General features: G+C 34.8%; 24 protein-coding genes. 14 read left to right on the top strand and 10 right to left on the bottom strand.

Annotated features, from left to right (window positions below):
• Position 1 precedes the first annotated feature (1 nt).
• From ACPF9A_RS03570 to ACPF9A_RS03520, 11 genes are all read left to right on the top strand, one after another.
• Positions 2 to 916 carry a carboxypeptidase-like regulatory domain-containing protein gene (locus ACPF9A_RS03570; RefSeq protein WP_424001722.1) on the top strand — a complete coding sequence of 305 codons (915 nt, stop codon included), beginning with the start codon at positions 2 to 4 and terminating at the stop codon, positions 914 to 916.
• Between the two features lie 7 nt (positions 917 to 923).
• Positions 924 to 1,535: a fumarylacetoacetate hydrolase family protein gene (locus ACPF9A_RS03565; RefSeq protein WP_424001720.1), complete on the top strand. Its 612-nt coding sequence runs from the start codon at positions 924 to 926 to the stop codon at positions 1,533 to 1,535.
• Positions 1,535 to 1,873, top strand: coding sequence for an Hpt domain-containing protein (locus tag ACPF9A_RS03560; RefSeq protein WP_424001718.1), 339 nt, complete (start codon positions 1,535 to 1,537; stop codon positions 1,871 to 1,873). Before ACPF9A_RS03565 ends, ACPF9A_RS03560 begins: the two co-directional genes overlap by 1 nt.
• Positions 1,873 to 3,123, top strand: coding sequence for a competence/damage-inducible protein A (locus ACPF9A_RS03555; RefSeq protein ID WP_424001716.1), 1,251 nt, complete (start codon positions 1,873 to 1,875; stop codon positions 3,121 to 3,123). The genes ACPF9A_RS03560 and ACPF9A_RS03555 overlap by 1 nt, the downstream gene beginning before the upstream one ends.
• Before the next feature lie 69 nt (positions 3,124 to 3,192).
• Positions 3,193 to 3,432 (top strand): 50S ribosomal protein L28, encoded by a 240-nt coding sequence (gene rpmB / locus ACPF9A_RS03550; RefSeq protein ID WP_079512565.1) that lies wholly within the window; start codon positions 3,193 to 3,195, stop codon positions 3,430 to 3,432.
• Positions 3,433 to 3,453: 21 nt separating this feature from the next.
• On the top strand, positions 3,454 to 3,636 hold the full coding sequence (rpmG, locus tag ACPF9A_RS03545; protein WP_027067805.1) for a 50S ribosomal protein L33: 183 nt from the start codon (positions 3,454 to 3,456) through the stop codon (positions 3,634 to 3,636).
• 36 nt (positions 3,637 to 3,672) lie between these two features.
• Entirely contained in the window at positions 3,673 to 3,825 is a 153-nt protein-coding gene (locus ACPF9A_RS03540) for a DUF4295 domain-containing protein (RefSeq protein WP_073245811.1), read from the top strand.
• A gap of 86 nt (positions 3,826 to 3,911) precedes the next feature.
• Positions 3,912 to 4,868 (top strand): signal recognition particle-docking protein FtsY, encoded by a 957-nt coding sequence (gene ftsY, locus ACPF9A_RS03535; protein WP_424001713.1) that lies wholly within the window; start codon positions 3,912 to 3,914, stop codon positions 4,866 to 4,868.
• Between the two features lie 59 nt (positions 4,869 to 4,927).
• Positions 4,928 to 5,746: a DUF2911 domain-containing protein gene (locus ACPF9A_RS03530; RefSeq protein WP_424001711.1), complete on the top strand. Its 819-nt coding sequence runs from the start codon at positions 4,928 to 4,930 to the stop codon at positions 5,744 to 5,746.
• An 8-nt stretch (positions 5,747 to 5,754) separates the two neighbouring features.
• Positions 5,755 to 7,434: an amidase family protein gene (locus ACPF9A_RS03525; RefSeq protein WP_424001709.1), complete on the top strand. Its 1,680-nt coding sequence runs from the start codon at positions 5,755 to 5,757 to the stop codon at positions 7,432 to 7,434.
• A gap of 14 nt (positions 7,435 to 7,448) precedes the next feature.
• Positions 7,449 to 8,294 (top strand): metallophosphoesterase, encoded by an 846-nt coding sequence (locus tag ACPF9A_RS03520; RefSeq protein ID WP_424001707.1) that lies wholly within the window; start codon positions 7,449 to 7,451, stop codon positions 8,292 to 8,294.
• Positions 8,295 to 8,306: 12 nt separating this feature from the next.
• Here ACPF9A_RS03520 and ACPF9A_RS03515 read toward each other — a convergent pair whose 3' ends face one another.
• Both ACPF9A_RS03515 and ACPF9A_RS03510 read right to left on the bottom strand, forming a co-directional pair.
• Positions 8,307 to 8,909, bottom strand: a complete 603-nt coding sequence (locus ACPF9A_RS03515) for a nitroreductase family protein (RefSeq protein ID WP_424001705.1) — start codon at positions 8,907 to 8,909, stop codon at positions 8,307 to 8,309.
• An 86-nt stretch (positions 8,910 to 8,995) separates the two neighbouring features.
• Positions 8,996 to 10,183 (bottom strand): serine hydrolase domain-containing protein, encoded by a 1,188-nt coding sequence (locus tag ACPF9A_RS03510; protein ID WP_424001703.1) that lies wholly within the window; start codon positions 10,181 to 10,183, stop codon positions 8,996 to 8,998.
• A 51-nt stretch (positions 10,184 to 10,234) separates the two neighbouring features.
• On the opposite strand from ACPF9A_RS03510, the gene rimO reads away from it, so the two are divergent.
• Complete coding sequence (rimO, locus tag ACPF9A_RS03505) at positions 10,235 to 11,539, top strand: 30S ribosomal protein S12 methylthiotransferase RimO (RefSeq protein ID WP_424001701.1); 1,305 nt, start codon at positions 10,235 to 10,237, stop codon at positions 11,537 to 11,539.
• Between the two features lie 2 nt (positions 11,540 to 11,541).
• Here the strand turns inward: rimO and ACPF9A_RS03500 are convergent, their stop codons facing one another.
• From ACPF9A_RS03500 to ACPF9A_RS03480, 5 genes are all read right to left on the bottom strand, one after another.
• A complete protein-coding gene (locus ACPF9A_RS03500; protein WP_424001699.1) occupies positions 11,542 to 12,498 on the bottom strand; it encodes a lipid A deacylase LpxR family protein in 957 nt (318 codons plus the stop codon).
• A gap of 114 nt (positions 12,499 to 12,612) precedes the next feature.
• Positions 12,613 to 13,839 (bottom strand): DUF3999 family protein, encoded by a 1,227-nt coding sequence (locus tag ACPF9A_RS03495; RefSeq protein WP_424001697.1) that lies wholly within the window; start codon positions 13,837 to 13,839, stop codon positions 12,613 to 12,615.
• A complete protein-coding gene (locus ACPF9A_RS03490) occupies positions 13,823 to 16,186 on the bottom strand; it encodes a DUF2339 domain-containing protein (RefSeq protein ID WP_424001695.1) in 2,364 nt (787 codons plus the stop codon). Before ACPF9A_RS03490 ends, ACPF9A_RS03495 begins: the two co-directional genes overlap by 17 nt.
• A 241-nt stretch (positions 16,187 to 16,427) precedes the next feature.
• On the bottom strand, positions 16,428 to 16,622 hold the full coding sequence (locus ACPF9A_RS03485; RefSeq protein ID WP_424001693.1) for a DUF4177 domain-containing protein: 195 nt from the start codon (positions 16,620 to 16,622) through the stop codon (positions 16,428 to 16,430).
• A 9-nt stretch (positions 16,623 to 16,631) separates the two neighbouring features.
• A complete protein-coding gene (locus ACPF9A_RS03480) occupies positions 16,632 to 19,085 on the bottom strand; it encodes a M14 family metallopeptidase (protein ID WP_424001691.1) in 2,454 nt (817 codons plus the stop codon).
• A 171-nt stretch (positions 19,086 to 19,256) separates the two neighbouring features.
• On the opposite strand from ACPF9A_RS03480, the gene bshC reads away from it, so the two are divergent.
• Entirely contained in the window at positions 19,257 to 20,861 is a 1,605-nt protein-coding gene (bshC, locus tag ACPF9A_RS03475) for a bacillithiol biosynthesis cysteine-adding enzyme BshC (RefSeq protein WP_424001689.1), read from the top strand.
• A 3-nt stretch (positions 20,862 to 20,864) separates the two neighbouring features.
• Positions 20,865 to 22,238, top strand: coding sequence for an ArnT family glycosyltransferase (locus tag ACPF9A_RS03470; protein WP_424001687.1), 1,374 nt, complete (start codon positions 20,865 to 20,867; stop codon positions 22,236 to 22,238).
• Here the strand turns inward: ACPF9A_RS03470 and ACPF9A_RS03465 are convergent.
• The 3 genes from ACPF9A_RS03465 to ACPF9A_RS03455 all read right to left on the bottom strand — a co-directional run bounded on the left by ACPF9A_RS03465 (position 22,235) and on the right by ACPF9A_RS03455 (position 24,843).
• A complete protein-coding gene (locus tag ACPF9A_RS03465; RefSeq protein WP_424001685.1) occupies positions 22,235 to 22,780 on the bottom strand; it encodes a pyridoxamine 5'-phosphate oxidase family protein in 546 nt (181 codons plus the stop codon). The two genes, ACPF9A_RS03470 and ACPF9A_RS03465, sit on opposite strands and share 4 nt — an antisense overlap.
• A gap of 366 nt (positions 22,781 to 23,146) precedes the next feature.
• A complete protein-coding gene (locus tag ACPF9A_RS03460; RefSeq protein WP_424001683.1) occupies positions 23,147 to 23,872 on the bottom strand; it encodes an SIMPL domain-containing protein in 726 nt (241 codons plus the stop codon).
• Positions 23,873 to 23,955: 83 nt separating this feature from the next.
• Complete coding sequence (locus ACPF9A_RS03455; RefSeq protein WP_424001681.1) at positions 23,956 to 24,843, bottom strand: DUF4249 family protein; 888 nt, start codon at positions 24,841 to 24,843, stop codon at positions 23,956 to 23,958.
• Positions 24,844 to 24,845 lie beyond the last annotated feature (2 nt).

Here is a 24,845-nt window from a genome sequence, read left to right as displayed (position 1 = left end):
AATGCGCATTTGTTTAGTAATATTTCTTTTGATGATGGGGGTAAGTCATGCCCAAGAAGTTTTGGTCGAAGGTCATGTATATGATGATAAAACAAAAACGGCTGTACCGTATGCCAATATTAGTTTTTTAAAGACCTTAAAAGGAACTTCAAGTGATGAAGAGGGGTATTTTTACATCGATGTTCCCGAAGATTATTTAGAGCGAGATGTGCATGTATCGGCGTTAGGTTTCAAAGATACTATTATGCCGGCGAGGGTTATTAAAGAGAAAAAGAAGATATATATGCAAGAGGAAACTTTTGAGCTTGAAGAGGTGGTCGTTGTTCAGAGCTTAGGAAATTCGCAAGTGTTAAACCCAGTTAGTTCGTATAGTATTAAAAGTGGTTTTTCGTCAGCAGAGACTCCATGGGTATTGGCGTTATACTTCCCGAATATTGGGGCTGCCAAAAAGTATTTAGAGAAAATTACCATTCACGTTCAGCAAAATAGTCAGTTTAAGAGAGAGTCGTCAAAATTTAGACTTCGTTTGTATGATGTAGATAAAGACACACGTAAACCAAGTAACGATATCATTCGAAAAAGTATCATATTAGAAAGTTCAAAAACAGAAGATTATGTTTCTATCGACTTATCGAGCATGAACATTAGAATACCTGACGAAGGTATATATGTGGGGTTAGAATGGATATTTCTTCCGTATAACTGGTACACAAATACCTATAAACATGCTATTACGATCAAGAACGTTGTAGAAGACCGTTTTGCACCTACATTTGCTGCTGTTTATCAAAAAAACCAGAATTTTAAAACAATGGTTTATGGTATGGGCGAATGGACAGATTTTGCAATTAAAGCACCAGGTAATAATGAGAATTTGATACCTGCGATAAGTCTTAAATTTTCAAATAAAAGATAAAATAAGTATGAAGATTATATGTATTGGCAGAAATTACACTGCGCATATCGATGAACTTAAGAACGAAAGACCCGAAGAACCGGTAGTTTTTATAAAACCAGATTCTTCTGTTTTGCCAAAACAGCAAGATTTTTATATTCCCGAATTCTCAAATGATGTACATTATGAAGTTGAGGTTTTGGTAAAAATCAAAAAAGTAGGCAAACATATTAGCCAAGAATTTGCACCTACCTATTATGATGAGATTGGTCTGGGAATAGATTTTACAGCAAGAGATGTACAGTCTAAATTAAAAGAGAAGGGTCTGCCTTGGGAGAAAGCCAAAGGTTTTGATGGTGCCGCGGTAATAGGCGAGTGGTTGCCAAAGACAGATTTTAAAGATGTCAATAATCTTAATTTTAAGTTGTTAAAGAATGATGAGGTTGTTCAAGAAGGCAATACCAGTTTTATGCTTTGGAAGATAGATGAAATAATCGCCTATGTTTCAACGTTCTTTATGTTGAAAAAAGGAGATATTATTTTTACTGGAACACCTGCCGGTGTTGGCAAAATAAGTCCAAATGACTATCTTACAGGTAGTTTGGAAAATAGAGAGCTTTTTACCTTAAAAATTAAATAATGATTTATAACCTGGATAAGATTAATGAGATGGCAGAAGGTGATCAGGATTTTATAAATTCTGTTATTGCTGTTTTTTTGGAAGAAGTACCTGAAGATTTAGAAGCTTTAGAAAAAGCCCTGCTAGAAAAAGACCATGATCAAGTGTGTAAACTTGCACATAAGATTAAGCCAAATGTAGATTTACTCGGAATGGAGCAAACCCGCGCCATAGCTTTAGAGCTAGAAACTTTGGGTAAGCAAGAGGCTAATATGGCTGAGATAGAGAAAAGATTTCCATTGCTCAAGACTGATATCAACCAGGTTGTAGCAGAGTTAAAAAACGATTTTCACTTATAATGCTAGCCGAAATAATTACCATTGGCGATGAAATTCTCATCGGTCAAGTTATTGATACGAATTCCGCATTTATAGGTAAAGAGCTGAATAAAATTGGTATTTCGGTATATCAGATTACTTCGATTCAAGATGACCGCGAACATATCTTAAAGGCTTTTAAAGATGCATCAGAACGTGTAGATGTTGTTTTAATTACAGGTGGTCTGGGTCCGACGAAAGATGATATCACCAAACACACACTGTGCGAATTCTTCAATGACGAACTAATTGAGAATGCAGAAGTATTGGCGCATGTAGAAGAACTGTTTGCTAAATATATAAGCAACACCCCAATATCAGATATTAATAGAATGCAGGCTTTGGTACCAAGTAAGGCCGAGGTTTTACATAATGCGAACGGTACTGCACCTGGTATGCTGATCAGACAAAATGAAGTAACATTCATTTCAATGCCTGGCGTGCCTTTTGAGATGAAGTACCTTATGACGGAATCTGTAATTCCTAAATTGGCAGTTTATTATAAAAGACCACATATTATTCATAGAACGATAATAACCTATGGTTTAGGTGAGAGTGCAATTGCCGCTCGAATTGAGGCTTGGGAAGATAATTTACCTTCTAACATTAAATTGGCATACTTACCTAATTTGGGTAAGGTACGGTTGCGATTATCGGGTAAAGGACCTAATTATGATGAATTGGCAGCTGCCATGAATGCCGAGTCTGATAAATTATATCCGTTGATAAGGGATATTGTTTACGGACTAGAAGATGATGAAAGTTTAGAAGAAATTGTCGCGAAATTATTGACAGATAAAAATTTAACGCTATCCACTGCCGAAAGTTTTACGGGAGGTAAAATTGCGGAAAGAATAACATCGATTCCTGGTGCCTCAAACTACTTTAAAGGTACGGTGGTCAGTTATGCCACCGAAGCTAAAATAAACGTGCTTAAGGTGCCTAAAGAATTAATAGAGCAACATTCTGTAGTAAGTTCTGAAGTGGCAACAGCAATGGCAAAAGGTGCAAAGGAATTGATGAAAACCGATTTTGCAATAGCCACAACAGGTAATGCAGGACCTACAAAAGGCGATTCAAATGCCAAGGTAGGAACAGTATTTATTGCAATAGATGGACCGAAGACGAAAATTGTACAAGAATTTCAAATGGGAAGCACTCGTGAGAGGGTTGTGGAAAAGTCTGTAAATAAGGCTTTTGAGTTGCTTCAAAAAGAAATTTTAAAAATGTGATGTTTATTGTTGTTGGAACGATAAAAAAGATATAAATTTGCACCCTGTTTAAAAGAAAAAGTCAGTACGATGTCAAAAGTTTGTGAAATTACGGGTAAGAAGGCGATGTTTGGAAACAACGTATCGTTTTCAATTAATAAAACTAGAAGAAGATTTGATGTAAATCTATCTAAAAAACGTTTTTACATTCCAGAGGAAGACCGTTGGATAACACTTAAAGTTTCTACAAGAGCTTTAAAAAGTATCAATAAAAAAGGGATATCTGCTGTTTTGAAAGAAGCAAAAGCAAAAGGATTAGTTATTAAGTAATCTGGAAAATAGAGCGATAAGATGGCAAAGAAAGGTAATAGAATACAAGTTATATTAGAATGCACTGAGCATAAAGAATCTGGTCAACCAGGTACTTCAAGATATATCACTACCAAGAATAAGAAGAACACTCCTGAGAGATTGGAAATTAAAAAATTCAATCCTATTCTTAAGAGAATGACCCTTCATAAAGAAATTAAATAGATTTTTCTTCTAAGAAAATCACTAAAAAAATAAGTCATGGCTAAGAAGACCGTAGCAAGTTTACAAACAAGTTCTAAAAGATTGACAAAGGCAATAAAAATGGTTAAGTCACCAAAATCAGGTGCTTACGTTTTTGTTGAGCAAGTAATGGCACCAGAAATGGTTGATGCTTGGATTGCCAAGAAATAAGAAAAATTACTTTTAGTAGTTATTAAGCCCCTTTCCTACGAAAGGGGCTTTTTAATTTTTATATTTGAATAACCATATGATGAACAATGAGCTTATTTAAAAAAATATTTTCTTCTCAAAAGAAGGAAACCTTAGATAAAGGTTTAGAAAAAACAAAATCCAGCTTCTTTTCTAAGTTAGGAAAGGCTGTTGCCGGCAAGTCTAAAGTAGATGATGACGTACTAGATAATCTTGAAGAAGTCTTAGTTTCTTCAGATGTAGGGGTAGATACTACTTTAAAAATTATCAAAAGAATAGAGGCAAGGGTATCGCGCGATAAATATGTGGGTACCGATGAGCTGAATGCTATACTAAGAGAAGAAATAGCAGGTCTTTTATCTGAAACCAATACTACAGACGATATAGATCTTCAAATACCTAAAGGCAAAAAACCATATGTAATTATGGTGGTTGGGGTAAACGGGGTTGGTAAAACAACCACTATCGGTAAATTGGCATATCGATTTAAAAACCAAGGATTAAAAGTTGTTTTGGGTGCGGCCGATACATTTAGGGCAGCGGCAATTGATCAATTACAAGTATGGGCAGATCGTGTAGATGTACCTATAGTAAAGCAACAAATGGGTAGTGATCCTGCATCTGTAGCTTTTGACACGTTGAGTTCTGCCGTTACACAAGATGCAGATGTTGTAATTATAGATACCGCTGGTAGATTACATAACAAGGTCAATTTAATGAATGAGCTGACCAAGGTAAAACGTGTAATGCAGAAAGTAGTAGATGACACTCCGCATGAGGTATTGTTGGTGCTAGATGGTTCTACGGGTCAAAATGCATTCGAGCAAGCAAAACAATTTACAAAAGCGACCGAGGTAACAGCTTTGGCTATCACAAAATTAGACGGTACTGCTAAAGGCGGTGTGGTTATAGGTATTTCTGATCAGTTTAAAATACCGGTAAAGTATATTGGTGTTGGCGAGGGTATTGAAGATTTACAGGTATTCAATAAACACGAGTTTGTAGATTCATTCTTTAAAATTTAAAATTGAGGCACTACTGGTTCATATTCCCTCTTTTACTATGCACTATTAGTTGGGGGCAAATGAACCACCCAAAAGCTAGTCCGTTTTCTAAGGTCGAGCAAGAAGTAGGGTTGTCAAAGATTACGGTCGAATATTCAAGACCATCTGCAAAGGGTCGTGCGTTGTTTGGTAAGCGTAAAAGTGGCGAATCTGGTTTGGTTCCTTATGGTCGTATATGGCGTGTAGGTGCCAATGAATCTACCAAGATTACATTTAGCAACGATGTTTTAATTGCCGATCAACTACTCTCAAAAGGTACATATGCTTTATATGCTTTTCCAGAAGAGAAGGAGTGGCAAGTTATCTTTCATAATAACACTACACATTGGGGCGATGGTCGCACAAATTACAATCCAGATGAAGATGCTTTACGTATTCTGGTCGTACCTACGCAAACCCTAGATTTTCAAGAAAGTTTTTTGATTTCTTTCGATGGTCTTGATCATAACGGTACAGTAATGAATTTAAATTGGGGAACAACGCAAGTGTCCGTTCCTATGTCTTTTGATACCAAGTCAATAATGCAACTGCAGATTGATGAAAGACTAGCTAACTCACCCACAGCACAAACCTATTACGAAATTGCACGATATTATCAAGAGCAGGGTATTCATCAAGACAAAGCTCTTGGGTATGTTGAAGAGGCCATTAAAAATTCAGGTAATACTTACTATTTTTATAGAGTGAAATCATTGATTTTAGCAGATTTATTGAGATATAATGAAGCTATTACAGCAGCTGAAATATCTTTGAAGTTGGCTGAAATAGAGGGCAAAGATGAATTTGTTCGCCTAAATCTGAATTCTATTAGCAATTGGAAAACCCTTCGTAAAAAATAAATAACCGTATGAAAAAGCATCTTTTATTATTAGTCGTCATCATGTTAAGTGCTTGCAAAAATGAGCAAGACGCAAAAAAGGAGGAAGTAATTCTTTGGACCCCATATAACGATTCTATAGAAGTTGCTGCGAATGCAGACCATGAAAATGGTCGTATGCAGTACAAGTTGATTCAATCGAAGGTGTTAGATAAAAATGAAGTATTTACACCTTTATACGAAGAGGTTTCTAAACTGACAGAAGCAGCATATAAAGAACTGCTTCCTATGATTTTGGAACAAGACATTTTGGTTATAAGAAATCATATTAAGGAGGGCAGGTTAACCTATGAAAATCTGGTGCTGTTTTATTTATACCGTATTTATAAATATGAGTTGAATAATGCTACTACTTTAAATACTGTAATTGCTCTTAATAAAGATGTAGTAGCGCAAGCACGAGAACTAGATAAGCAGAACGAAATGGGGGTAACCGCTCAAATTCAACACCCTATATTTGGTATGCCTATTTTGTTGAAAGACAATATCAATACCTTGGGTATGAAAACCACTGCAGGTTCAATTGCGTTAATGGATAATGAAGTTGATGATTCGTTTATCGTTCAGCAATTAAAACATAACGGTGCTTTGATTTTAGGTAAGGTCAATTTAAGTGAATGGGCATATTTTTTATGTTCAGGTTGCCCGGTAGGGTATAGTGCTTATGGTGGTCAAACTCTAAATCCGTACGGGCGAAGAATATTTGAAACAGGCGGTTCTAGTTCAGGTAGTGGTACTTCGGTAGCTGCCAATTATGCCGTTGCTGCAGTAGGTACAGAAACTTCAGGTTCTATTTTATCACCAAGCAGTCAAAACTCTGTTGTAGGTTTAAAGCCGACTATTGGGGTATTGAGTAGATCGGGTATTGTGCCTATTTCAAGCACCTTAGATACACCTGGGCCAATGACTAAAAATGTAAAGGACAATGCTATTTTACTTTCTGCCATGCTAGGTTATGATGAGTTAGACTCGGCTTCTGTAGAAGATGTTTATCCGGGAATATTATCCTCATACTTACACCCAACACCTTTTTCAGAAATGCGATTAGGGGCTATAAAAGAGCTGATGGAGACCGACAGTATTTATAAAAATACCGTTGAAGATTTAAAAGAAGCTGGCACAACAATTATCGAATTTACCCCACCAGAGGTTTCTATGGATGGATTTCTTAGCATTTTGAACATTGACATGCGAAATGATTTAAAGAAATATCTAAAAGAAAATACCGATCCCGAGTTAGTAAAAATTACTTCAATTAAAGATGTGGTGACATTTAATATTGCAGATTCGTTGGTTAGAATTCCTTATGGGCAAGCATTGTTTGAAGGTATATTATCAGATACTACCACAATTGCCCAATTGGAAGAAATAAAATCTAATCTTGAAAAAAATGGACAAACTTTCTTCGATACAGCGATGGATAAGTACAAGCTAGATGCTGTTTTATCGATTAATAATTACCATGCTGGTTACGCTGCAGTTGCTAAATATCCTGCTCTGACAATACCTATGGGATATAAAACATCTGGCGAGCCTATAAGTTTAACCTTTATTGGAAAGCCATATTCAGAAGCTAACCTATTACGTATAGGAAAATCTTATGAAGATAAATTTCCAAAAAGGGTCATATCTGCAGACTATCAGAATTAAATTAACCTGTTAAGATGAAAAGACGAAGCTTTGTAAAAAAGACTTTTCGGTGGGTAACTGGTTTGGGTGTATTGACGGGATTATATAGTTGGCAAATAGAACCTTTTTGGATGCAGTTTGTACATTTAAAAATGCCCCTTAAAAATTTGCCCGATCATCTTGTCGGTAAAACGGTAATGCAAATAAGCGATGTGCACATTGGTAATTCTTTCGATTATCAATACATCATAGAGTCATTTAAAGAAGCACAAGAATTACAACCTGATTTTGTGGTATATACGGGCGACTATGTAACCTATGAAAATAATGAGCAAATAAATCAATTACAAGAGGTGCTTAAATATGTGGTTAAAGGTACTTTAGGTACCATTGGCATATTAGGAAATCATGACTACGGAATTGATTTTGTTGAAGCCGATGTGGCACAAAAAATTACGAAGAGCCTAGAAGATGTGGGTGTGACGATGTTGCGAAATGATGCTGTAGAAATAAACGGACTCAATTTTATAGGGATGGACGATTTCTGGGGAAGTAATTTTTATCCTGAAAAAGCTACGGCAAAATACAATCCCGAGAAAGCAAATATTGCCCTATGTCACAATCCAGATGTTTGCGATCTGCCTGTCTGGAATAATTTTAAAGGTTGGATACTCTCTGGTCATACCCATGGCGGACAGGTAAAACCACCTTTTCTGCCTGCATTGATATTACCGGTAAAAAATAAAAATTATGATGCTGGTATTAAAGATTTAAAAGATGGCAGAACCCTATATATCAATAGTGCCTTGGGTTGTTTGCGTCAAGTACGTTTTAATGTAAGGCCAGAAATTACAGTATTTGAATTGGCAAAAGAAGTTTAATAAATTACGGAATTAGTCAATAGACTGAATAACCTCTTCAGCCGATAATCTAGATTTTCCTATTAATTCTGGCTGGTTACCATCTTCAGCATCACGATATCCAATTGCAACAGAGAAAAGGACTTTGTGATCTTCGATTTTTAGAATATCCTTATACTTATCAGGCTCAATACCTTCCATAGGTGTAGAATCTATTTCCATAGACGCGCAAGCCGCTAAAAAGAACCCAAGAGTAATGTATACTTGCTGAGATAGCCAGTTGATCGTTTTTTCTTTAGGTTGCTCTTTTACAAATTGCTTGTAAAAATTAACCGAACCTTCAGATAAGTTTTTTTCTACATGACGTTCAAATTGCTCAAGATTATCTTTAACACTAAAAACTACCAAATGACTGGCATCTTTAATTTTCGGAGCATTGAAGAATGAAGCTTCTGCCAAAGCGTCTTTTGTTTCTTTATGAGAAACAAAAGAAAATAACCATGGTTGGCTATTGATGGAAGACGGACTTAATTTTAAAATATGTTTTAAGTCGTCGATCTGCGGATTAGAAATTTTCTTAGACCCATCAAACTTTTTGGTAGTGTATCTTTTTTCGGCAATACTTCTAAAATCCATCCTAATAATTTTATGCAAAAATAAGGATACTTATTTTCTAAAAATCACCAGTAATAGAAGATGTTGCTAAAAAAGAAAAGAAAGTTCTATTCTATGATGGCATTAATCAATCCCCAAAGTTCATTATCGAAATTAGACGGCCCTAAAAGCTCTTCGTTACTAGCGTCACCCATACGAACCACTACCAAATCTAAGCTAGGTACCATATAAAGTTTTTGATCGTTTAACCCGAGTCCGGCATACATATCTGCAGGGGCGTTAGGAACTAAACTACCCATAAACTCTTCGACAGAATTAGGAAGTCTAAAACTACTTTTGCCATTTAACCAATATAAATATCCGTAAGAAAGATTTAAGTCTTGAGAACTATTTGTCATAGCATTAAAATAGCTCTGATCAGAAAGAATCGAAGTCCCGTCCCAATTACCTTGGTTCAAGTTCAAAATTCCGAAGCGGGCCATGCTTCTGGCAGAACTATAGAATATATTGTTGTAACCAACTTTTATAAATAAACCTTGCATGCCAATAGGTTCTTTTATTTTTGAAGAGAAATATGAATTGAAATCAGTATCGGTAGCATTGGCAATTACATCATCTAATAACGTATATGGTGCATTATGATAATACCAAAAAGAACTAGGGTCATTTAAATATGATAGACATTCTGGGTCTGTACAAAAAATACTATCGACGGTATAATCAAGACCGGTAGTCATGGTCAATTGATTTTTAATGGTAATGTTGTACTCTTGCTCTAACGGCATGTTCGACCAACCTTCACCCAAATAATTGGAAGTAGAATCTGTAATTTTTAAGAATTCTTCTTCTTGAGCAATACCGGTAAGCATAGCGGTTAAATTTTTTCCGGCTGAATTCCATGCATGATTATCATCAGACTTAAAATCGCCGAAGTATTTTTCAATAACCATTCTACCATTTTTAAGAATGATAAAAGCATCAGTGTTGTTGTTTTCTAAGAAAAAATACAAGTTGCTTACTTGGTCTTCGTTCCATCCTAGGTTTTCCATAGAAATAGTTTCCCATTCATTAGCTCTAGAAATGGGCGGAAAATACGGTGTACTTGGTATCGGTGCCACTGCCGGCGGTGTTCCACTTTTGCCAGTTTCTGATGTAGGTTCAGAATCACTTGAGCATGAAACAAAAATTGATAATAGGGCAAGCAGGCTGAAATATTGGGAGAATTTCATGGTTAATTTAAGATTTGGGTATTGATAAACTGTAATCGAATAAAGATTACAGGTAAATTTGTCCATATCTAACGTTTTTAAATACCCAAATCGTATTTTTGCACCCCAATTTAAATTATGAGGACAAAAACTCTTAAGAAGAACAAAATCAACGTAGTAACACTAGGTTGTTCAAAGAATGTTTATGATTCTGAAGTACTCATGGGCCAGTTAAAGGCTAACAACAAAGAAGTTGTACATGAAGAAGAAGGAAACATAGTTGTTATTAACACTTGTGGCTTTATTGCAAATGCAAAAGAAGAAAGTGTAAATACCATTTTAGAATATGTTCAAAAGAAAGAAGATGGTATCGTAGATAAAGTTTTTGTGACAGGTTGCTTAAGTGAACGTTACAAACCAGATTTGCAAAAAGAGATTCCGAATGTAGATGAATACTTTGGTACAAGTGAGTTACCGGGTTTGTTGAAGGCACTAGGGGCAGATTATAAGCATGAGTTGATAGGTGAGCGTTTAACGACCACACCTAAAAATTATGCCTATTTAAAAATTGCGGAAGGTTGTGATAGACCTTGTTCTTTCTGTGCTATCCCTATAATGCGCGGAAAGCATAAAAGTACTCCGATTGAAAATTTGGTAACCGAAGCTGAAAAGTTAGCGGCCAAAGGTGTTAAAGAGCTTATTTTAATTGCACAAGATCTTACTTATTATGGTTTGGATCTATATAAGAAAAGAAATCTTGCCGAGCTTTTAGAAGCTTTGGTAAAGGTTGAAGGTATAGAATGGATACGTTTACACTACGCATTTCCTGCAGGTTTTCCGATGGATGTATTAGATGTAATGAATAGAGAGCCAAAGGTTTGTAACTATTTAGATATTCCTTTACAGCATATATCTGACCGTATTCTTAAAAGTATGCGTCGTGGTACAACTGAAGCTAAAACAACCAAATTACTTAAGGAATTTAGAGCTGCAGTACCAGAAATGACTATTAGAACTACGTTAATCGTTGGTTACCCTGGTGAAACTGAAGAAGATTTCGAGATTCTTAAAAACTGGGTAGTTGCCATGCGTTTTGAGCGTTTAGGTTGCTTTACCTATAGTCATGAAGAAAATACACATGCATATTCATTAGAAGATGATGTGCCAGAAGAGGTAAAACAAGAACGTGCCAATATTATCATGGAAATTCAATCTCAAATTTCTTGGGAATTGAACCAGAAGAAAGTAGGGAAGACCTTTCGTTGTATTATAGATCGTAAAGAGGGTAACTACTTTGTTGGCAGAACGGAATTCGATTCTCCAGATGTTGATAACGAGGTTTTAATAGATGCAGCTAAGCATTATGTGAAGCAAGGTGAGTTTGTAAATATTAAGATTACTGAAGCGGCTGACTTCGACCTTTATGGTGAACCGGTTGTGTAGGTTTAATTAAATAGAAATCCTGCTTTAAAACCGCCCCAATGGGCAGAATTACCAGAAGTAAATTCTTTTGTAATCGTTGTTAGCGTATATTCTAAATACAGTTTTCTGTATTTAAGTATGAGTCCGTAGTCGATTTGTGCGGTTAACCTTTCTATATTTTTCGAAGAAATGGTATATGGATTATCATTGGTAAAAATGCCTCCTTGCAAGGTGGCATCAAAACCAACTACATTAACTGTGGGCTGTGCAAAAGCATAAAATTTAAATTTCGAATATGTGCCATTTCTAGAAAACGGATTGTCTAATAGTCCCACAGTAGAATTAAATCCGAAAGATGTATTTGTAAATAAGGTCCCTACTTGTAGCGAAGTTATTGCTTGTATATTTCCTAAATTTTTATAATTGAAAATCTGTTTCTCATAGCCGATTTTATAGTTCAAGACTAAATCGTTCTGAATTTGATTGTCCCATCCACCGGGAGTTTTATTTTCTATTAATTTATGAATTGCTGTTTGCATTTCTCTGCCAAAAGCACCGGGACCAATTAGTCCGATACTTAACGATTGAGATAATCTTGATTTAGAAATGGTGTCTGTTGCAATAGCAAAACTCTTAATGTATATAGCAGCAGCATAGGGTCTATCATCAATTTGAATATTGGGACTAACAAAATCGCTGGGAGTATAGCCGATGTGTTCTAATGACAATCCGTATGTGAAGTAGCTGGTCTTTGGTTTAATGAAAAGATAATTTACCGGATTCTTGGCTAAGCTTCGATTCGCATATTCAAAACTATAGCCTTGAGTGTAATTTTTATCTGATGCAGCGAAAAAATCATTGTCATAATTAAATCGGAAATAGCTTTCACTGCCCATGTCTCTGAAGGAGGCAAGATTGTCTATTTTTTGGCTTAAAAGAACCGTAGGTACCACGAATAGAATTAGAATGTAATTTTTCATTACACTACTTACGATGAAATCTTATGAAGGTTTTAAATTGTTTTAGTGAGTGTTAAATAATAGGCGCTAAAAGTTTAGATAAAGTTTTTAGAATGAATGGAAGTTTTAGTTAAACTAAAGCTCCTTCTTCATCATTCCAATAGTGAAATAGCCTAGTAAAGCGATTACTACGCCCATAATTACCCACAACCACCATTTATTTTCGAAAATAGGATTGGTTATTTCAGTTTCTGGTTTGGGTATTTCTACTACGCTGCCAAAGTCTAGTTTTGTAATATTCTTTGGTAAAGAAACTGTAGTTTTTGAAATATCATAATTAGGGGAGTTCGCATATTGTTTTCCGTAGACAAGATAATAGTTAGCAGGTTGAATAAAACGTGTAGTTAAGGTATGCACATAACCTTTGAGTTTTATATCAGAAATTTTTAAAGGTTGGTTATCGTTATTTAAGATAATAATACGCAGATTTTGTGCTAGTGTGCCAGGTAATTGAAAGCTATTATCTTCTAGAGAAGAAAGTGTTCTTGTTGCTAAGGGGCTGAAATTTTTAAAGTATCCTTTTTCAGTTTTTACACTATCAACTAAATATTGAATAGAGATGGATCTGTAGTAATCGATGTTGTCATCAACAGTTAGTTCTAATAAGTTGAGGGGTACACGGTTTTGTAAATCAACATCTAAAATGGTTTTCTTGTCTTCTTGAGAAACGGTAAACGATTGTACATCATAATCACGATACTCCGCAGCTTTTTTTGCCTTTTTAACAATGTTTACTGATGTTAGATTCGGTTTTTCGGCACTTTTTATCAGTACTCTGTAATATCTAAAGCTTGCTTCAGGAAACTTTAATGTGGTAAATGAATAATTTGTTTGGTCATTATTAATAGATAGAATACGATAATCTTCTAGAATAGTGAACCACTCTTTCTGCTGTTGACTGCCTTCAAGGGTAACTTCCCAATTAAAATTAAGATCTTGAATGTTCAATAGAATCTCATTAATAGTTTCGCTCTTAGGTAGTTCGTAAGTGTAGAAATAGCCTTTAGAATTATTAACACTATTTAATAAATTGAACGCTATTTCAGAATTCGCATTTTCAGCTTTAGAAACTTTATGCAGGTATGGCGCTTCAATAGTATCTGTTGCGGTAACCCCATACACACGAATATCGCTCATGTTAGTATTTACATCTTCAAATACGACATTGGGTATTTCGATAGCGTGCCAAAGACTATCTATTCCTTTTAACTCTATTTTTTTAGAATAGGAATCCATCTGTCCGAAGCAAAATGTGATTGTAAAAAATGCAATTATGGTTAGAAGACTATGGTTTAGTTTCATCTGTAATAATGTGTTTGTATTTGTTGTAAAGAAATGAAATAATCAATAATAAGACACCCAACGATACAAATACGATGGTCTTAGAAATAGTATTCAGTGATGAAATATCATAGAAAAACAACTTAATTAGCGTGATGGAGAATAGCACAATTGCGCCAATACGTAAGTATTTTTTCTTTTTCCAAATGCCTAAAGCGATAAGTAAAAGAGCATAGAATCCCCAAAGAATACTAAGTCCTAGTTTATAAGATTGTTCAGACCCAGAAATATCCATCCAATTTAATAACTCGCTACTTGTTACCCATATAATTGCGGTGTGCATTAGAATCTCGAACGGAATTTTATAATTGATTTTTATGTACTCTTGTTTCGCTAATTTGTAAATGGCGAAGAGTAAAAACGCCAGAAATGCAAAGGAGATATAGCGCATGTATATGTTATATGCCCCAATATTATAATATTCTGAAAGCTCTTGGGTAAGGAAATTTTCACGCAGTTCACTTAACGTATAGAGTCCGTTAGTTAAAAAGATTAAAGTTATTAAAAGAGCAGAACCGAGGGCTACAATTCCTAAAACTTTGTTTTTAACTTTTATGATGTTTATGAAGCTTAAAGCACTAATGAAAAACATGGTATAAAGTATTAACCAAATAGCCTCAAGGTCTTTAAGATTATAGTTGAAATCTGGATAATAACCATCAGTACCTGTTAAGTCTATTTTAGATGCTTGAAAAGCATTGGTCCAGTACTGTTCAATTTCAAGATAGAAGGCAAAGAAAAGGGTACCCACAAATAAGGCAGGAATGCCAATTGTCATTAATTTTTGAACCACAGAAGGTTTTTCAGCGTTGAATTTTGATTGAATATAATTCATGAATCCGAAGACAGCAACGCAAAGGATAGATGTTAAGAAGGTAGTGTTTAATAATAGGCTCCATTCATCTGTGGTATTCATATACGAGTACCTTGCTGCCCAGTCCATCGTCAAGCTCAAGAAAGCCAATACAACTAGTATATATGAAAGGTATTCATAGAATTTTACTTTTTTGGTACGCCCGATCCAAAACAGTAGGGCGGCTTCGAAAGCCCAAAATAGTGTTACCCAATTACCATCTAATTGAACAGGTACGGCTATAGTAATAAATGTAAGTACAAACCCAGAGGTTAAAAAGAATAGCTTTCGATCAGCTAATTTTCTTTTGAATATAATTACAGTTATAGCAAAATGAATGACTGCATTTAGGAGGGTAAATAAACCTAGATAAAATTCTCCACCTTCATAATCATAAAGCCAGGCAATACCAAAGCCGTAAAAAATGAAAGAATTTAGCATAATCAGAACAATATCGGCAACTTGGAATTTTTCAGATTTTATTAATTTAAACGCTAAAAACGTAGCATAGAAAAGAGAAAAGAATAGGGCTAAAAATGTAAAGCCTATGGTAAAATCTTCATTAGAACTTGAGAGCACATACCAAGAGCCATAAATTAGCCAGGTAAAAGCAAAGGCTACGTAATAAAGCGCTTTCCAGTATTTCTTAAAGGAAATAACCAAAAGACCGATATTAATTAAGGCGATATAACTAAATAGTGCAGTAACATTACCTGAATCATTACTCAGCAGAAAAGGTACGGCATAAGCACCGACCAGACCAATATGTGCAATAATCTGTTTATTGTAATTAAGTGCGGCTACGACACCGAAAACGGTAAATAATAGCATAATACCAAACGCTACCATCTGCGGGAATAATCCGTAAAGGTCATAAGCGATATAAGTTAAGAAATAGAGTATAGCCAAAGCACCACTTACGAGCACGGCACTGTAACTTTGGTATTTTGCTTTGAGCTTAAATCCGAATCCTAATAAGCTAATACCTACTAAATACCCAAGTATAATTCTGGTTAGCGGACTTATTAAATTATTTTCGATAGAGTACTTTGCACCAATCCCAACACCAATTACGGTAATAAGTATCCCAATTTTATTGATTAGATTTTCACCAATAAATTTCTCAAGATTAGATTTACCTTTTGCTAGACTTATTTTCTTCTCAGAAATTATTTTGGGTTCTTCTTGTACAGAGTCAATTTCTATTGGTGTAGTAGCGGCAGTATCCATTTCTACTACTGTATCGACAACAACAGCTTCTTTTTCAACAATTACTTCTTGAGGTTTAGTTGTTTGATTGGTAGTCTCTTCGTTGAATTTTATCGCCTGGGTATTTCTAAGAATCTGAATATCCCTTCTAATTTCATTAACCTCAATATTAAAGTCTTGCTGCTTTCTTAAAAGCAGTTCTAACTTCTGCATCAGATTATTTATTTGGTCTTGATTGTTTGGCATTGGTGGTGGTTTTTACCCTAACAGGTTAGGGTCTTCTAATTTAAACGCAAAAGATCTAAATATGTTGGAAAAAAAATAGCGAACCCATAAAATAAAATATCCCCGAAACGATTTTAACTGTTTCAAGGATATATTTTAGGATAAATTTACTCGATAAACGAGATTTAAATGCTCAGACGCTGGTGTCGAAATCCCAATTAAATTTTCAATTCAATGCTCAGCGGTCTTGTACCGAAGTTATTTACTTTTCAAAATATAAATAAACATACATATCCATACTATATTCTGTAGTGTTGGTAGATACCAATCGCCATCCATTTTTCGCGTATTCGTTCAATTTTTCTTGAATCGCTTTATTTGATGAATTCGCTAAATAATTCCTATCAAAAGTTAATTTAGAACGAAAAATGAGCGTTTCAACTTTATATTCTTTCATACTATTTTTTTATTTAACCATGAATAAAGCGTTAGCGAAAAACAGCTTTCCGTTCTCCCAAAAACCTCTAAATAGCGGGTTGTCTACCATGTATATTACTTGTCCACGACCCATTTCTTCGGTACCGAAAATAAGGGTTTCTGCAATTTTCTTTTGTGCTTCGCTACCGGCAAAACCAGAAACAGGTTTGTTGGCGCCTTCACTTAAATAAACAGCGCTACCATTTTCTAGATATTTATATGATTGCACGCCAAGTTTTAACGTGAAGTAAGTATCGCTGTAACCGTAAGCTAGCGGATTTGTATTATCGACGGTCGCTTTAAAAATAGCGCCTGTAATGGCAGATTTGATCTGTTCTCTTTCAGATATTTCAAAAGATTCGATGGTATTGGTAGAATCTTTTTTAATTTCTTTTTCTTTAAGTGCGAAATCTTTGTCTGATGAAGTTAAAGCATCAATTGCACCACCCATAACAATTAGTTTTCCGCCTTGCTTCACCCAATCTTTTATTTTTTCTTTAATGTGAGTAGATAGAAAGCTGTTATATCCCCATCCGTCAGGTAAAATTAAAACATCGTAGGTGCTTAAGTCTACCTTGCCGAAATAATCTTCATCCAATACAGTAATAGGGTAATCTAATTGCTGTTCAAAAAAGTTCCATACTTCACCAAAACGTAGCGTAGAAGTAGGCTCCCCAGAAAGCACTGCAATGTTCAAACTTTGAATAACATCAACATAGCCAGAACCAAAATCTTTTCCACTTTCAACAAAGCCTGTGTTTGTCGAAATGAGGTTTTTAGAATGATTTACAGATGCTGTTCTAAGTATATCGTTAAAATTTTTCAACTGCTTATTATCACTCTTTGTAATAATCAAAGTACCGCGCTCATGAGAGATACCATCTAAAGTAAATGGTTTGTGCGCATAACGAACGCGTACTTTGTTACGTAGTAATTCAGCCAAGAACCTAGCATCTTTCATGCTATTCCAGTCTGATAAATAAGCGTAACTGTCTGGTTTTAAAACTCCATATTCAGTACCGTTATGTGGCGGGTAGGTTTTACTTATAAGGCTTTCACTGGCGATAGCATCTAATCCGTACGCATAAGGTAAAGACCATGCTGTAATGTCATAAGTAACAGAATCGCTAAGTTTCGCCATAGGTTCGAACAACACTTTAACCAATGTACTTTTTGGTTGATTTGATGAAATTACCAAACTTTTATCGCTACTTTTTATTGAACCAGCCTTACCGGTTGTATAGCTGTGTCCTTTAACAGTGGCATTCGTGCCTGCTTGATATTCAATTTCATGTTTGTCCAATAAACTAGCTAAAGCAGCTAATTTATCTGGGTTGCCATTCAGCACGTAACTATTGTATTTAAAATTTTTATTCAAGTAAAATTTCTTGAACTCATCGTTTAACTTAGTAACATTTTTAGAAGCAACTTCTACGGTAGACAGACCAGTTGTTAGATGATGAGAAATTCTATCTTTTAACGTAAGCGTATCTCCAATACTAGTAATAATGCCTAAACCGGCACGACCACTACCACCTTGCTCATAGGTCATACCAATACCACCATTATAGGTTGGGTAGGTATCACCATAACTTGGGTAAAGAAGATCAAATACTTCTTTTGTAAAATAAAACCAGCCATTTTCGTCAAAATATTTTGCGTGGTTCTTGCCAATAGTTTCTTGAAATTCCCTTTGAAAATCGGTTATTACTTCATGAAAAGGTTCTGCAGCAGGTGCAAAGTAATAAGGGTTATCTACACCTTGCTCATGAAAATCTACGTGTACATGAGGCAACCATTTATTAAACTGCTTTAAACGTTGCTGACTTTCAACTTGTGTAAGCCACGCCCAATCTCTATTTAAATCGAACATGTAATGATTACTACGCCCGCTCCACCAGTTTTCATGGTGTTCCTTACTATTAGGATCAACCTGGTTTGGAGAATTTTTAAACTGGTTATACCAGTTTACATAACGATCTCTACCATCTGGGTTAATACAAGGATCAATCAATACCACGGTATTTTCTAAGTAACTGCTTTTGCTGGTAAAAAGATCATATATGGTTTGCATTGAAGCTTCGGTACTCACACTTTCATTACCATGAACATTATAGCTAAGCCATACAATAGCTTTATCTGGCGAGCCTTCTCCATTTAAGTCCTTCATGTGCTCTTCTCGAATAGTATCGAGGTTTTGCATATTTTGTTTTGTAGAAATGGTAGCCAGTATAAGCGGTCTGCGTTCATTGGTTTTACCATATTCAATAAGCGTCATACGTTGCGGCTCGGCATCTGCTAAATATTGATAGTAATCAACAACTTCATGATGTCTTGTAAATTGTGTTCCTAGTTCATAGCCTAAAAACTCCGACGGAGATTTTAATTGAGCCAAACTTAACAATGGGATAAAAAGTAATGCGGTTCGTAGAATTAGTTTCATATAGTTATTTGTGTTCTGAGTGAGTCAAATCTATTAAAATAAATGCAAAATGACTTCCATTTGCTATGTATTTCACCGAGTAAATGGGTCTTTAATACTACGGGTAATTAACTTATATTTAGGAAATGTAAAACGAAAGGGTTTTATATTTACCAAGTATTTACTTTTTATATGGATATTGATTGTTTACCCCTAGAAAAAACAGGCTATTTTTCGAAATTAATTTGCGATTATACTGCAAAGGATCCCAAGCTTAACACCTTATACAATCGGTTTCCCGATATTGACGGATTTAAAGGACAGATTGAAGAGAAAGGTGCTCATTTTACTCAAGATCAACGAGATGTATTGTATTCTTCAATGCAGAATCAATATAAAAATACCGATACCTCTAAAGGTACGGCGGCTAATATTAAGCTGTTAAAAGAAAAGAATACGTTTACTATAGTTACAGGGCATCAGTTAAATCTGTTTACAGGTCCGCTATACTTTTTATACAAGATTATCTCTACCATTAATTTAACGAAGCAGTTAAAAAAGCAATATCCAGCTAGTAATTTTGTGCCTATATATTGGATGGCGACAGAAGATCATGATTTTGACGAAATCAATTATTTTAATTTCAAGGGATTAAAATTTCAATGGAATAAAGAGGCATCTGGTGCTGTTGGGCATTTGCCTACGGAAGGATTGGAGGAAGTTTTTGCATTATACTCTAAAACCATTGGCGACAGTAACAATGCTAAAAAGTTAAAAGAATTGTTTGAAAATGCATATCTGAAGCATGATAACCTAACGGATGCAATCCGGTTTTTAGCAAACGAAATTTTTAAAGATTACGGATTGGTTATTGTTGACGGTGATGATATCGACTTGAAAAAGACGCTTATACCGTATATGAAGAAAGATATTTTTGAACAAACTGCGTTCGAGAAAGTATCAGAAACCATTAAAGAAATAGAACAAATTTCATCTGATTATCCGGTGCAGGTAAATCCGAGAGAAATCAATTATTTCTATTTAAAAGATGGAATTCGTGAAAGAATAATAGAAAGTAAGGAGCACTATATAGTCAATGATACCAGTATTTCTTTCACTAAAGCAGCATTGGTAGAAGAGATGAATGCTCACCCAGAGCGGTTTTCGCCTAATGTAATTGCAAGACCATTATACCAAGAAGTAATTTTGCCTAACTTATGTTATATAGGCGGAGGCGGAGAGATTGCGTATTGGTTAGAGTTAAAGGCAGCTTTTGAAGCTATGAATGTTCCTTTTCCAATTTTATTGGTTAGAAATTCAGCTTTGATCATTACCGAGAAGCAAGCTGAAAAGCTAGAGCGAATGAATATTTCAAAGTCCGACATATTTTTAAAGCAGAACAGCCTAATCAATAAAAAGATTCGAGAAATTTCTAATATCGATATCGATTTTTCTCCACAAAAGAAATTGCTAGAAGAGCAATTTAAAAATTTATATGCTCTTACAGAAAAGACCGATAAGTCATTTTTAGGTGCCGTAAAAGCCCAAGAGGTAAAGCAGAAAAAAGGCTTAAATGCTTTAGAGAAGAGATTATTACAAGCTCAGAAAAGAAAATTAAAAGATCATGTAGTTCGAATGACAGAGCTGCAGAATGAAATTTTCCCTAACCAGTCGCTTCAAGAGCGTCAGTTAAATTTTTCTGAGTTTTACTTGGCTTATGGCGAAGACTTAGTGCCAATGTTATTTGAAGCCTTAAATCCGTTAGATTTAAGCTTTACTGTAATTACTCAAAAGTAAACGATGGGCAAGAACGTATCTCTTAATAAGATAACCTTACTTGCTTTTTTATCGTTTTTAGCCATAACCTTAATTACATTTTTTAAAAGTGCTTTAGAGTTAGAAGATGCTGAACAGGCGTATTATTCGCAGTGGCTTCGCTGGGGTTATGATGATCAACCACCACTTTATACCTGGTTACAATATGGTTTCAATTCTATATTTGGTGTAGGCAAAATAGCATTTTCTATTCTTAGGGGACTATTATTCGCGGGTACATTACTAATGCTGCATCGATTTTCTAGGATAAGAATTAAAGACGCTGATATCTCTAAATTGGCTGTTTTGGCATTGGTCTTCATACCTGTGTATATTGACTTTACCTTCCGAAGGCTTTCGCATACCAGTTTACTGTGTTTATGCGTTGTCACTTCTTTTTATATTATACAGCTTTTGGTGCAGCGAAAATCGATTCTAAATTTTCTGTTGCTTGGTTTTGTAGCAGGAGTAGGGATAATGGCGAAATACAATTATGCATTTTTTCTGGTAACCTTCGCGGTAGTTGCTTTGTGGGATGAAGAGTTAAGAGCAATAATATTAAACCCAAAAATATTGTTGTCAGTTTTTGTGTCCGTTCTATTAATTGGTCGCCATGCATATTGGTTATTGGGTCCTGATGAATTTCAATCTTTCTTAGCGTCTAGTATTGAAGAGAAAATAGGAACAGAAGAAGCTGAATCAGGATTTTCATTACTGCCGATTTTAATTTATGGGAAAGCATTGTTTGCTTTGTTGTTTCCTATACTTCTAGCTGTCGGTATTGGCTACTTCTCAAAATTCGTAAGTTTAAATAAGCAGAAATTACATTGGCTTGCTAAAATGTTTTTTGCGCAGTTACTGGTGCTAGGCTTATTTTTTCTCATTTTTCAAAGTCAGAAAGTAGAGACTAGGTGGTTGTTACCACTATTTATTCCTTTTGTAGTGCTACTCATTGAGGCTATTAGTTTTAAAAATAATGCGAAACTGGTAACTCTTGGGTTCTGGATATTTATTGCAGTAATTGGTGTTCAAACAGTTAGAACACCAATAGAGAAATTATTGAATATACCTTCATCGGTACATTTTGGTTTTGATCCGATTGCCAATAAGTTAAACAAGAATTATGATGATTATCTGTGGGTGCTTCCTAATGTTACCTATGCCGGTAATGTGCGATTACTGCATCCTGAACGAATACTACTTTCTGCAGATGATTATTCGTTGACAGATTTAAATTCGAAAGATAAAAGAGAAGTTGAAATAACGATTAATCCATCCGAAGTAAAACAAAGCACACCCGTAGATAGTTTAATTGGTTTTGGAAAAGAAAAAGAAAATCTATATTTCTATATACATTAAGGAACTAAAAATTCCCCATTCCAACTATCATCCGTTTTCACAAAAAGAGCTCTAATATGATTAGGTCTTTGTAGTTTTAAATACTCAATTTTTGAAGGTATAATATCAATCATGGTGAAGTAGTTCTCTTCTTCAATATATTCTACATGTTCAGGGTTTTTAATTGAACTACCAGGTCTAGTTTGGGTAATGTAATCTTTTCTGCTGTTGGGTTGAATATTTTGCCAAGTAGTATGTAATCTATCGGTATTCGTAACTATTTGGGCAGTACCTTCTAACTTTAACTGTAACATTTTTTTAGGATGATACAGTAGAAAGCTGACTTGGTTATTATCTGCAATATGTTTCATTTTTTGGGTACGGCTATCGGTATAGATAGTTAAGACTAAATTTTCAGAAACCTTACGAAGTACAACGGTACGTAAACGAGCTACGGTATCATTGCCCACTGTTGCCATTGTCATGTACCGAAATGGATGTCCTCTTTTATTTACTCCCTTATATATTTCAGTACTTAATTCTTCAAAAAACGAATTTATCATGCTAATAAATATTTAATGTAAAAATAATGGAATTTTCGGGTAGGGTAAAAGAGTCGTTGGTTGTTATATTGATAAGAGCTATGAAAAAGAAATTGATTAGGTTCAATTTTTAAGCTTTGGTTTGAATTTGGTTTTTGATTTATTCGAAAGCTCAGGGTGGTTCCTGAGCTTTCTTTTTTTTAGATACTTTGTAAGGTTAATTATAAGATATCGACCTAAGGGTAGAATACATATTGTTATGAAAAAGAATTTTTAATGTATTCGATTTGATAATTGGTTGATTGAAAAGCCCGGGTGATTACCGGGCTTTTATACTTAATATATTCTTTACTAGATCGGTAAATGGTATTGATCAAAGTACTACTATCACTTCACCTTATATTCTAGGCGCATGGTAATTGAGGCTGTTTTATTTTTAGATGAGGTGTTGTACGCACCGCCCCAACTATAATCTTCACCTGAATTTTGACCTGTAATTTGAAAAACGCCCATGTTGGCAGAAACCAGATCACCTAAATTACTACCTGCATTTTCTGCAATTTTTTCGGCACGAATTCTAGCATCTTCGGTAGCTTTTGAAATCATTTCAATTTTAAGATCCGCTAATTTAGTGTAGTAATAACGTGGTGGCGACGAGTTGAACTGCACCCCTTTATTTAATAATTCGGTAATTTCTCTCGATACACCCTCAATAAGGGCGACGTTCTCAGATTCTATTTGAATGGTCTGTGTTAATTGATATCCTCTAAAAATACTGCCAACATAGTTTCCGTTTTCGTATTGGTTGTCGCGCATTTCGGTAGTCTGTACACTATTAAAAATAATACTGTTGGCATCGATGCCTTTTGAGGTTAAATATTCACGAACAATATCTTTATCGCGGTTTAATTGATTTAAAGCGGTTTTCAATTCGGTACTGTTGGTAGAAAATTGCCCTTCCCAAACAATAAGGTCAGAGGTGAAATTTTCATTACCCAAACCCGTTACCGAGATCATTTGAGGTGGGTTCGCCCTTTGTATATAAGCATTGCTTAAAAAATATGCGGCTATGATAATGGCCGCTCCGAAAATGATTGAACTAACGTGTTTCATGAAAAATATTAAATAGTATTAAGAACTCTTCTTATGCTAAGCTAGTTATTATTTTTTGTGATAAAAACATAAAATAGCAATCGCTAATTTTCAAGATAAATTATCTTTTCGGTAACACTAAATCCTGCAAAAACACCAATTGCACCATCGTCAAGAATAGTGTTAGGTGCAATTGCATATTCTATAAATGGGTTTCCATCTACATCATCATTTGTTCTAGTGGTTTTTATATTTTCAAATAGAGCCTTTTCTACATGTGCAACTTGTAAGGTCATCTTTATGTCAGAATAATATTCGCTATCAACAGAAATTTCGGTTTTACCATTTAATTCTGCTCCTTCATTTATATTATCTATTAAAAACTCATCATCACCAAAGTATATAGGATATTCATAGGAAAATGGTTCTTCATTTTCATACTCTAAAGTGGTATTAATAAATCCGCCTAAAATGTAATAATTGTCTTCATCTACAAAATCTTTAAAGTTTAGATTGATTACGGCAAGTTCATTGCCGTATTCATCTTCATAAAACTCAATTATTTCATTTATAGATTCTAATTGTTTGGGAATTTGGCAAGAAGCATTAAACTCATCTTCGGCTACAGCTACTTTTAAATTATAAGTAGCACCGTGCGAAATAGTTAAATTTGAGGCGCTAGTAATGTAAGTATTTGTTTCGTTGTCATAATTCAAAACAACACTATTGCCTTCTGCATTTGATAAAGTGACTACGGCATCTTTAATTAAAAATTCTTCGGGAAATTGATAATCTTGGTTAACCTTTACCGGAGTGCCAATTGCGGGTAGAGCCTTAGTGACCGATATTTTTAAAATGGTATCGTGTGGAGAAATGTATCCAATTATTGAAACCTGCTCTTTTGTATCTAAAAGTTCATCAGCATCTACAACCTTTTGACATCCTATTAATGAAATATATAATCCTAGTAGTGCGAGTAATACTTTTCTCATAT

Origin of the sequence: Maribacter sp. IgM3_T14_3, from assembly GCF_049603095.1 — a bacterium.
In the GTDB taxonomy this organism is placed as follows: Bacteria; Bacteroidota; Bacteroidia; order Flavobacteriales; family Flavobacteriaceae; genus Maribacter.
This window is presented reverse-complemented; position numbering and strand designations above follow the sequence as displayed.

What these genes read in the sequence shown, in the direction of transcription:
- ACPF9A_RS03465 (WP_424001685.1), bottom strand. Translation starts at nt 22,780, where the DNA reads ATGATAAATTCGTTTTTTGAAGAATTAAGTACTGAAATATATAAGGGA.
- ACPF9A_RS03500 (WP_424001699.1), bottom strand. Translation starts at nt 12,498, where the DNA reads ATGAAAAATTACATTCTAATTCTATTCGTGGTACCTACGGTTCTTTTA.
- ACPF9A_RS03555 (WP_424001716.1), top strand. Translation starts at nt 1,873, where the DNA reads ATGCTAGCCGAAATAATTACCATTGGCGATGAAATTCTCATCGGTCAA.
- rimO (WP_424001701.1), top strand. Translation starts at nt 10,235, where the DNA reads ATGAGGACAAAAACTCTTAAGAAGAACAAAATCAACGTAGTAACACTA.
- ACPF9A_RS03485 (WP_424001693.1), bottom strand. Translation starts at nt 16,622, where the DNA reads ATGAAAGAATATAAAGTTGAAACGCTCATTTTTCGTTCTAAATTAACT.
- ACPF9A_RS03530 (WP_424001711.1), top strand. Translation starts at nt 4,928, where the DNA reads ATGAACCACCCAAAAGCTAGTCCGTTTTCTAAGGTCGAGCAAGAAGTA.
- ACPF9A_RS03570 (WP_424001722.1), top strand. Translation starts at nt 2, where the DNA reads ATGCGCATTTGTTTAGTAATATTTCTTTTGATGATGGGGGTAAGTCAT.
- ACPF9A_RS03560 (WP_424001718.1), top strand. Translation starts at nt 1,535, where the DNA reads ATGATTTATAACCTGGATAAGATTAATGAGATGGCAGAAGGTGATCAG.
- ACPF9A_RS03495 (WP_424001697.1), bottom strand. Translation starts at nt 13,839, where the DNA reads ATGAAACTAAACCATAGTCTTCTAACCATAATTGCATTTTTTACAATC.
- ACPF9A_RS03565 (WP_424001720.1), top strand. Translation starts at nt 924, where the DNA reads ATGAAGATTATATGTATTGGCAGAAATTACACTGCGCATATCGATGAA.
- ACPF9A_RS03490 (WP_424001695.1), bottom strand. Translation starts at nt 16,186, where the DNA reads ATGCCAAACAATCAAGACCAAATAAATAATCTGATGCAGAAGTTAGAA.
- bshC (WP_424001689.1), top strand. Translation starts at nt 19,257, where the DNA reads ATGGATATTGATTGTTTACCCCTAGAAAAAACAGGCTATTTTTCGAAA.
- rpmG (WP_027067805.1), top strand. Translation starts at nt 3,454, where the DNA reads ATGGCAAAGAAAGGTAATAGAATACAAGTTATATTAGAATGCACTGAG.
- rpmB (WP_079512565.1), top strand. Translation starts at nt 3,193, where the DNA reads ATGTCAAAAGTTTGTGAAATTACGGGTAAGAAGGCGATGTTTGGAAAC.
- ACPF9A_RS03455 (WP_424001681.1), bottom strand. Translation starts at nt 24,843, where the DNA reads ATGAGAAAAGTATTACTCGCACTACTAGGATTATATATTTCATTAATA.
- ACPF9A_RS03460 (WP_424001683.1), bottom strand. Translation starts at nt 23,872, where the DNA reads ATGAAACACGTTAGTTCAATCATTTTCGGAGCGGCCATTATCATAGCC.
- ACPF9A_RS03470 (WP_424001687.1), top strand. Translation starts at nt 20,865, where the DNA reads ATGGGCAAGAACGTATCTCTTAATAAGATAACCTTACTTGCTTTTTTA.
- ACPF9A_RS03520 (WP_424001707.1), top strand. Translation starts at nt 7,449, where the DNA reads ATGAAAAGACGAAGCTTTGTAAAAAAGACTTTTCGGTGGGTAACTGGT.
- ACPF9A_RS03480 (WP_424001691.1), bottom strand. Translation starts at nt 19,085, where the DNA reads ATGAAACTAATTCTACGAACCGCATTACTTTTTATCCCATTGTTAAGT.
- ftsY (WP_424001713.1), top strand. Translation starts at nt 3,912, where the DNA reads ATGAGCTTATTTAAAAAAATATTTTCTTCTCAAAAGAAGGAAACCTTA.
- ACPF9A_RS03525 (WP_424001709.1), top strand. Translation starts at nt 5,755, where the DNA reads ATGAAAAAGCATCTTTTATTATTAGTCGTCATCATGTTAAGTGCTTGC.
- ACPF9A_RS03540 (WP_073245811.1), top strand. Translation starts at nt 3,673, where the DNA reads ATGGCTAAGAAGACCGTAGCAAGTTTACAAACAAGTTCTAAAAGATTG.
- ACPF9A_RS03515 (WP_424001705.1), bottom strand. Translation starts at nt 8,909, where the DNA reads ATGGATTTTAGAAGTATTGCCGAAAAAAGATACACTACCAAAAAGTTT.
- ACPF9A_RS03510 (WP_424001703.1), bottom strand. Translation starts at nt 10,183, where the DNA reads ATGGACAAATTTACCTGTAATCTTTATTCGATTACAGTTTATCAATAC.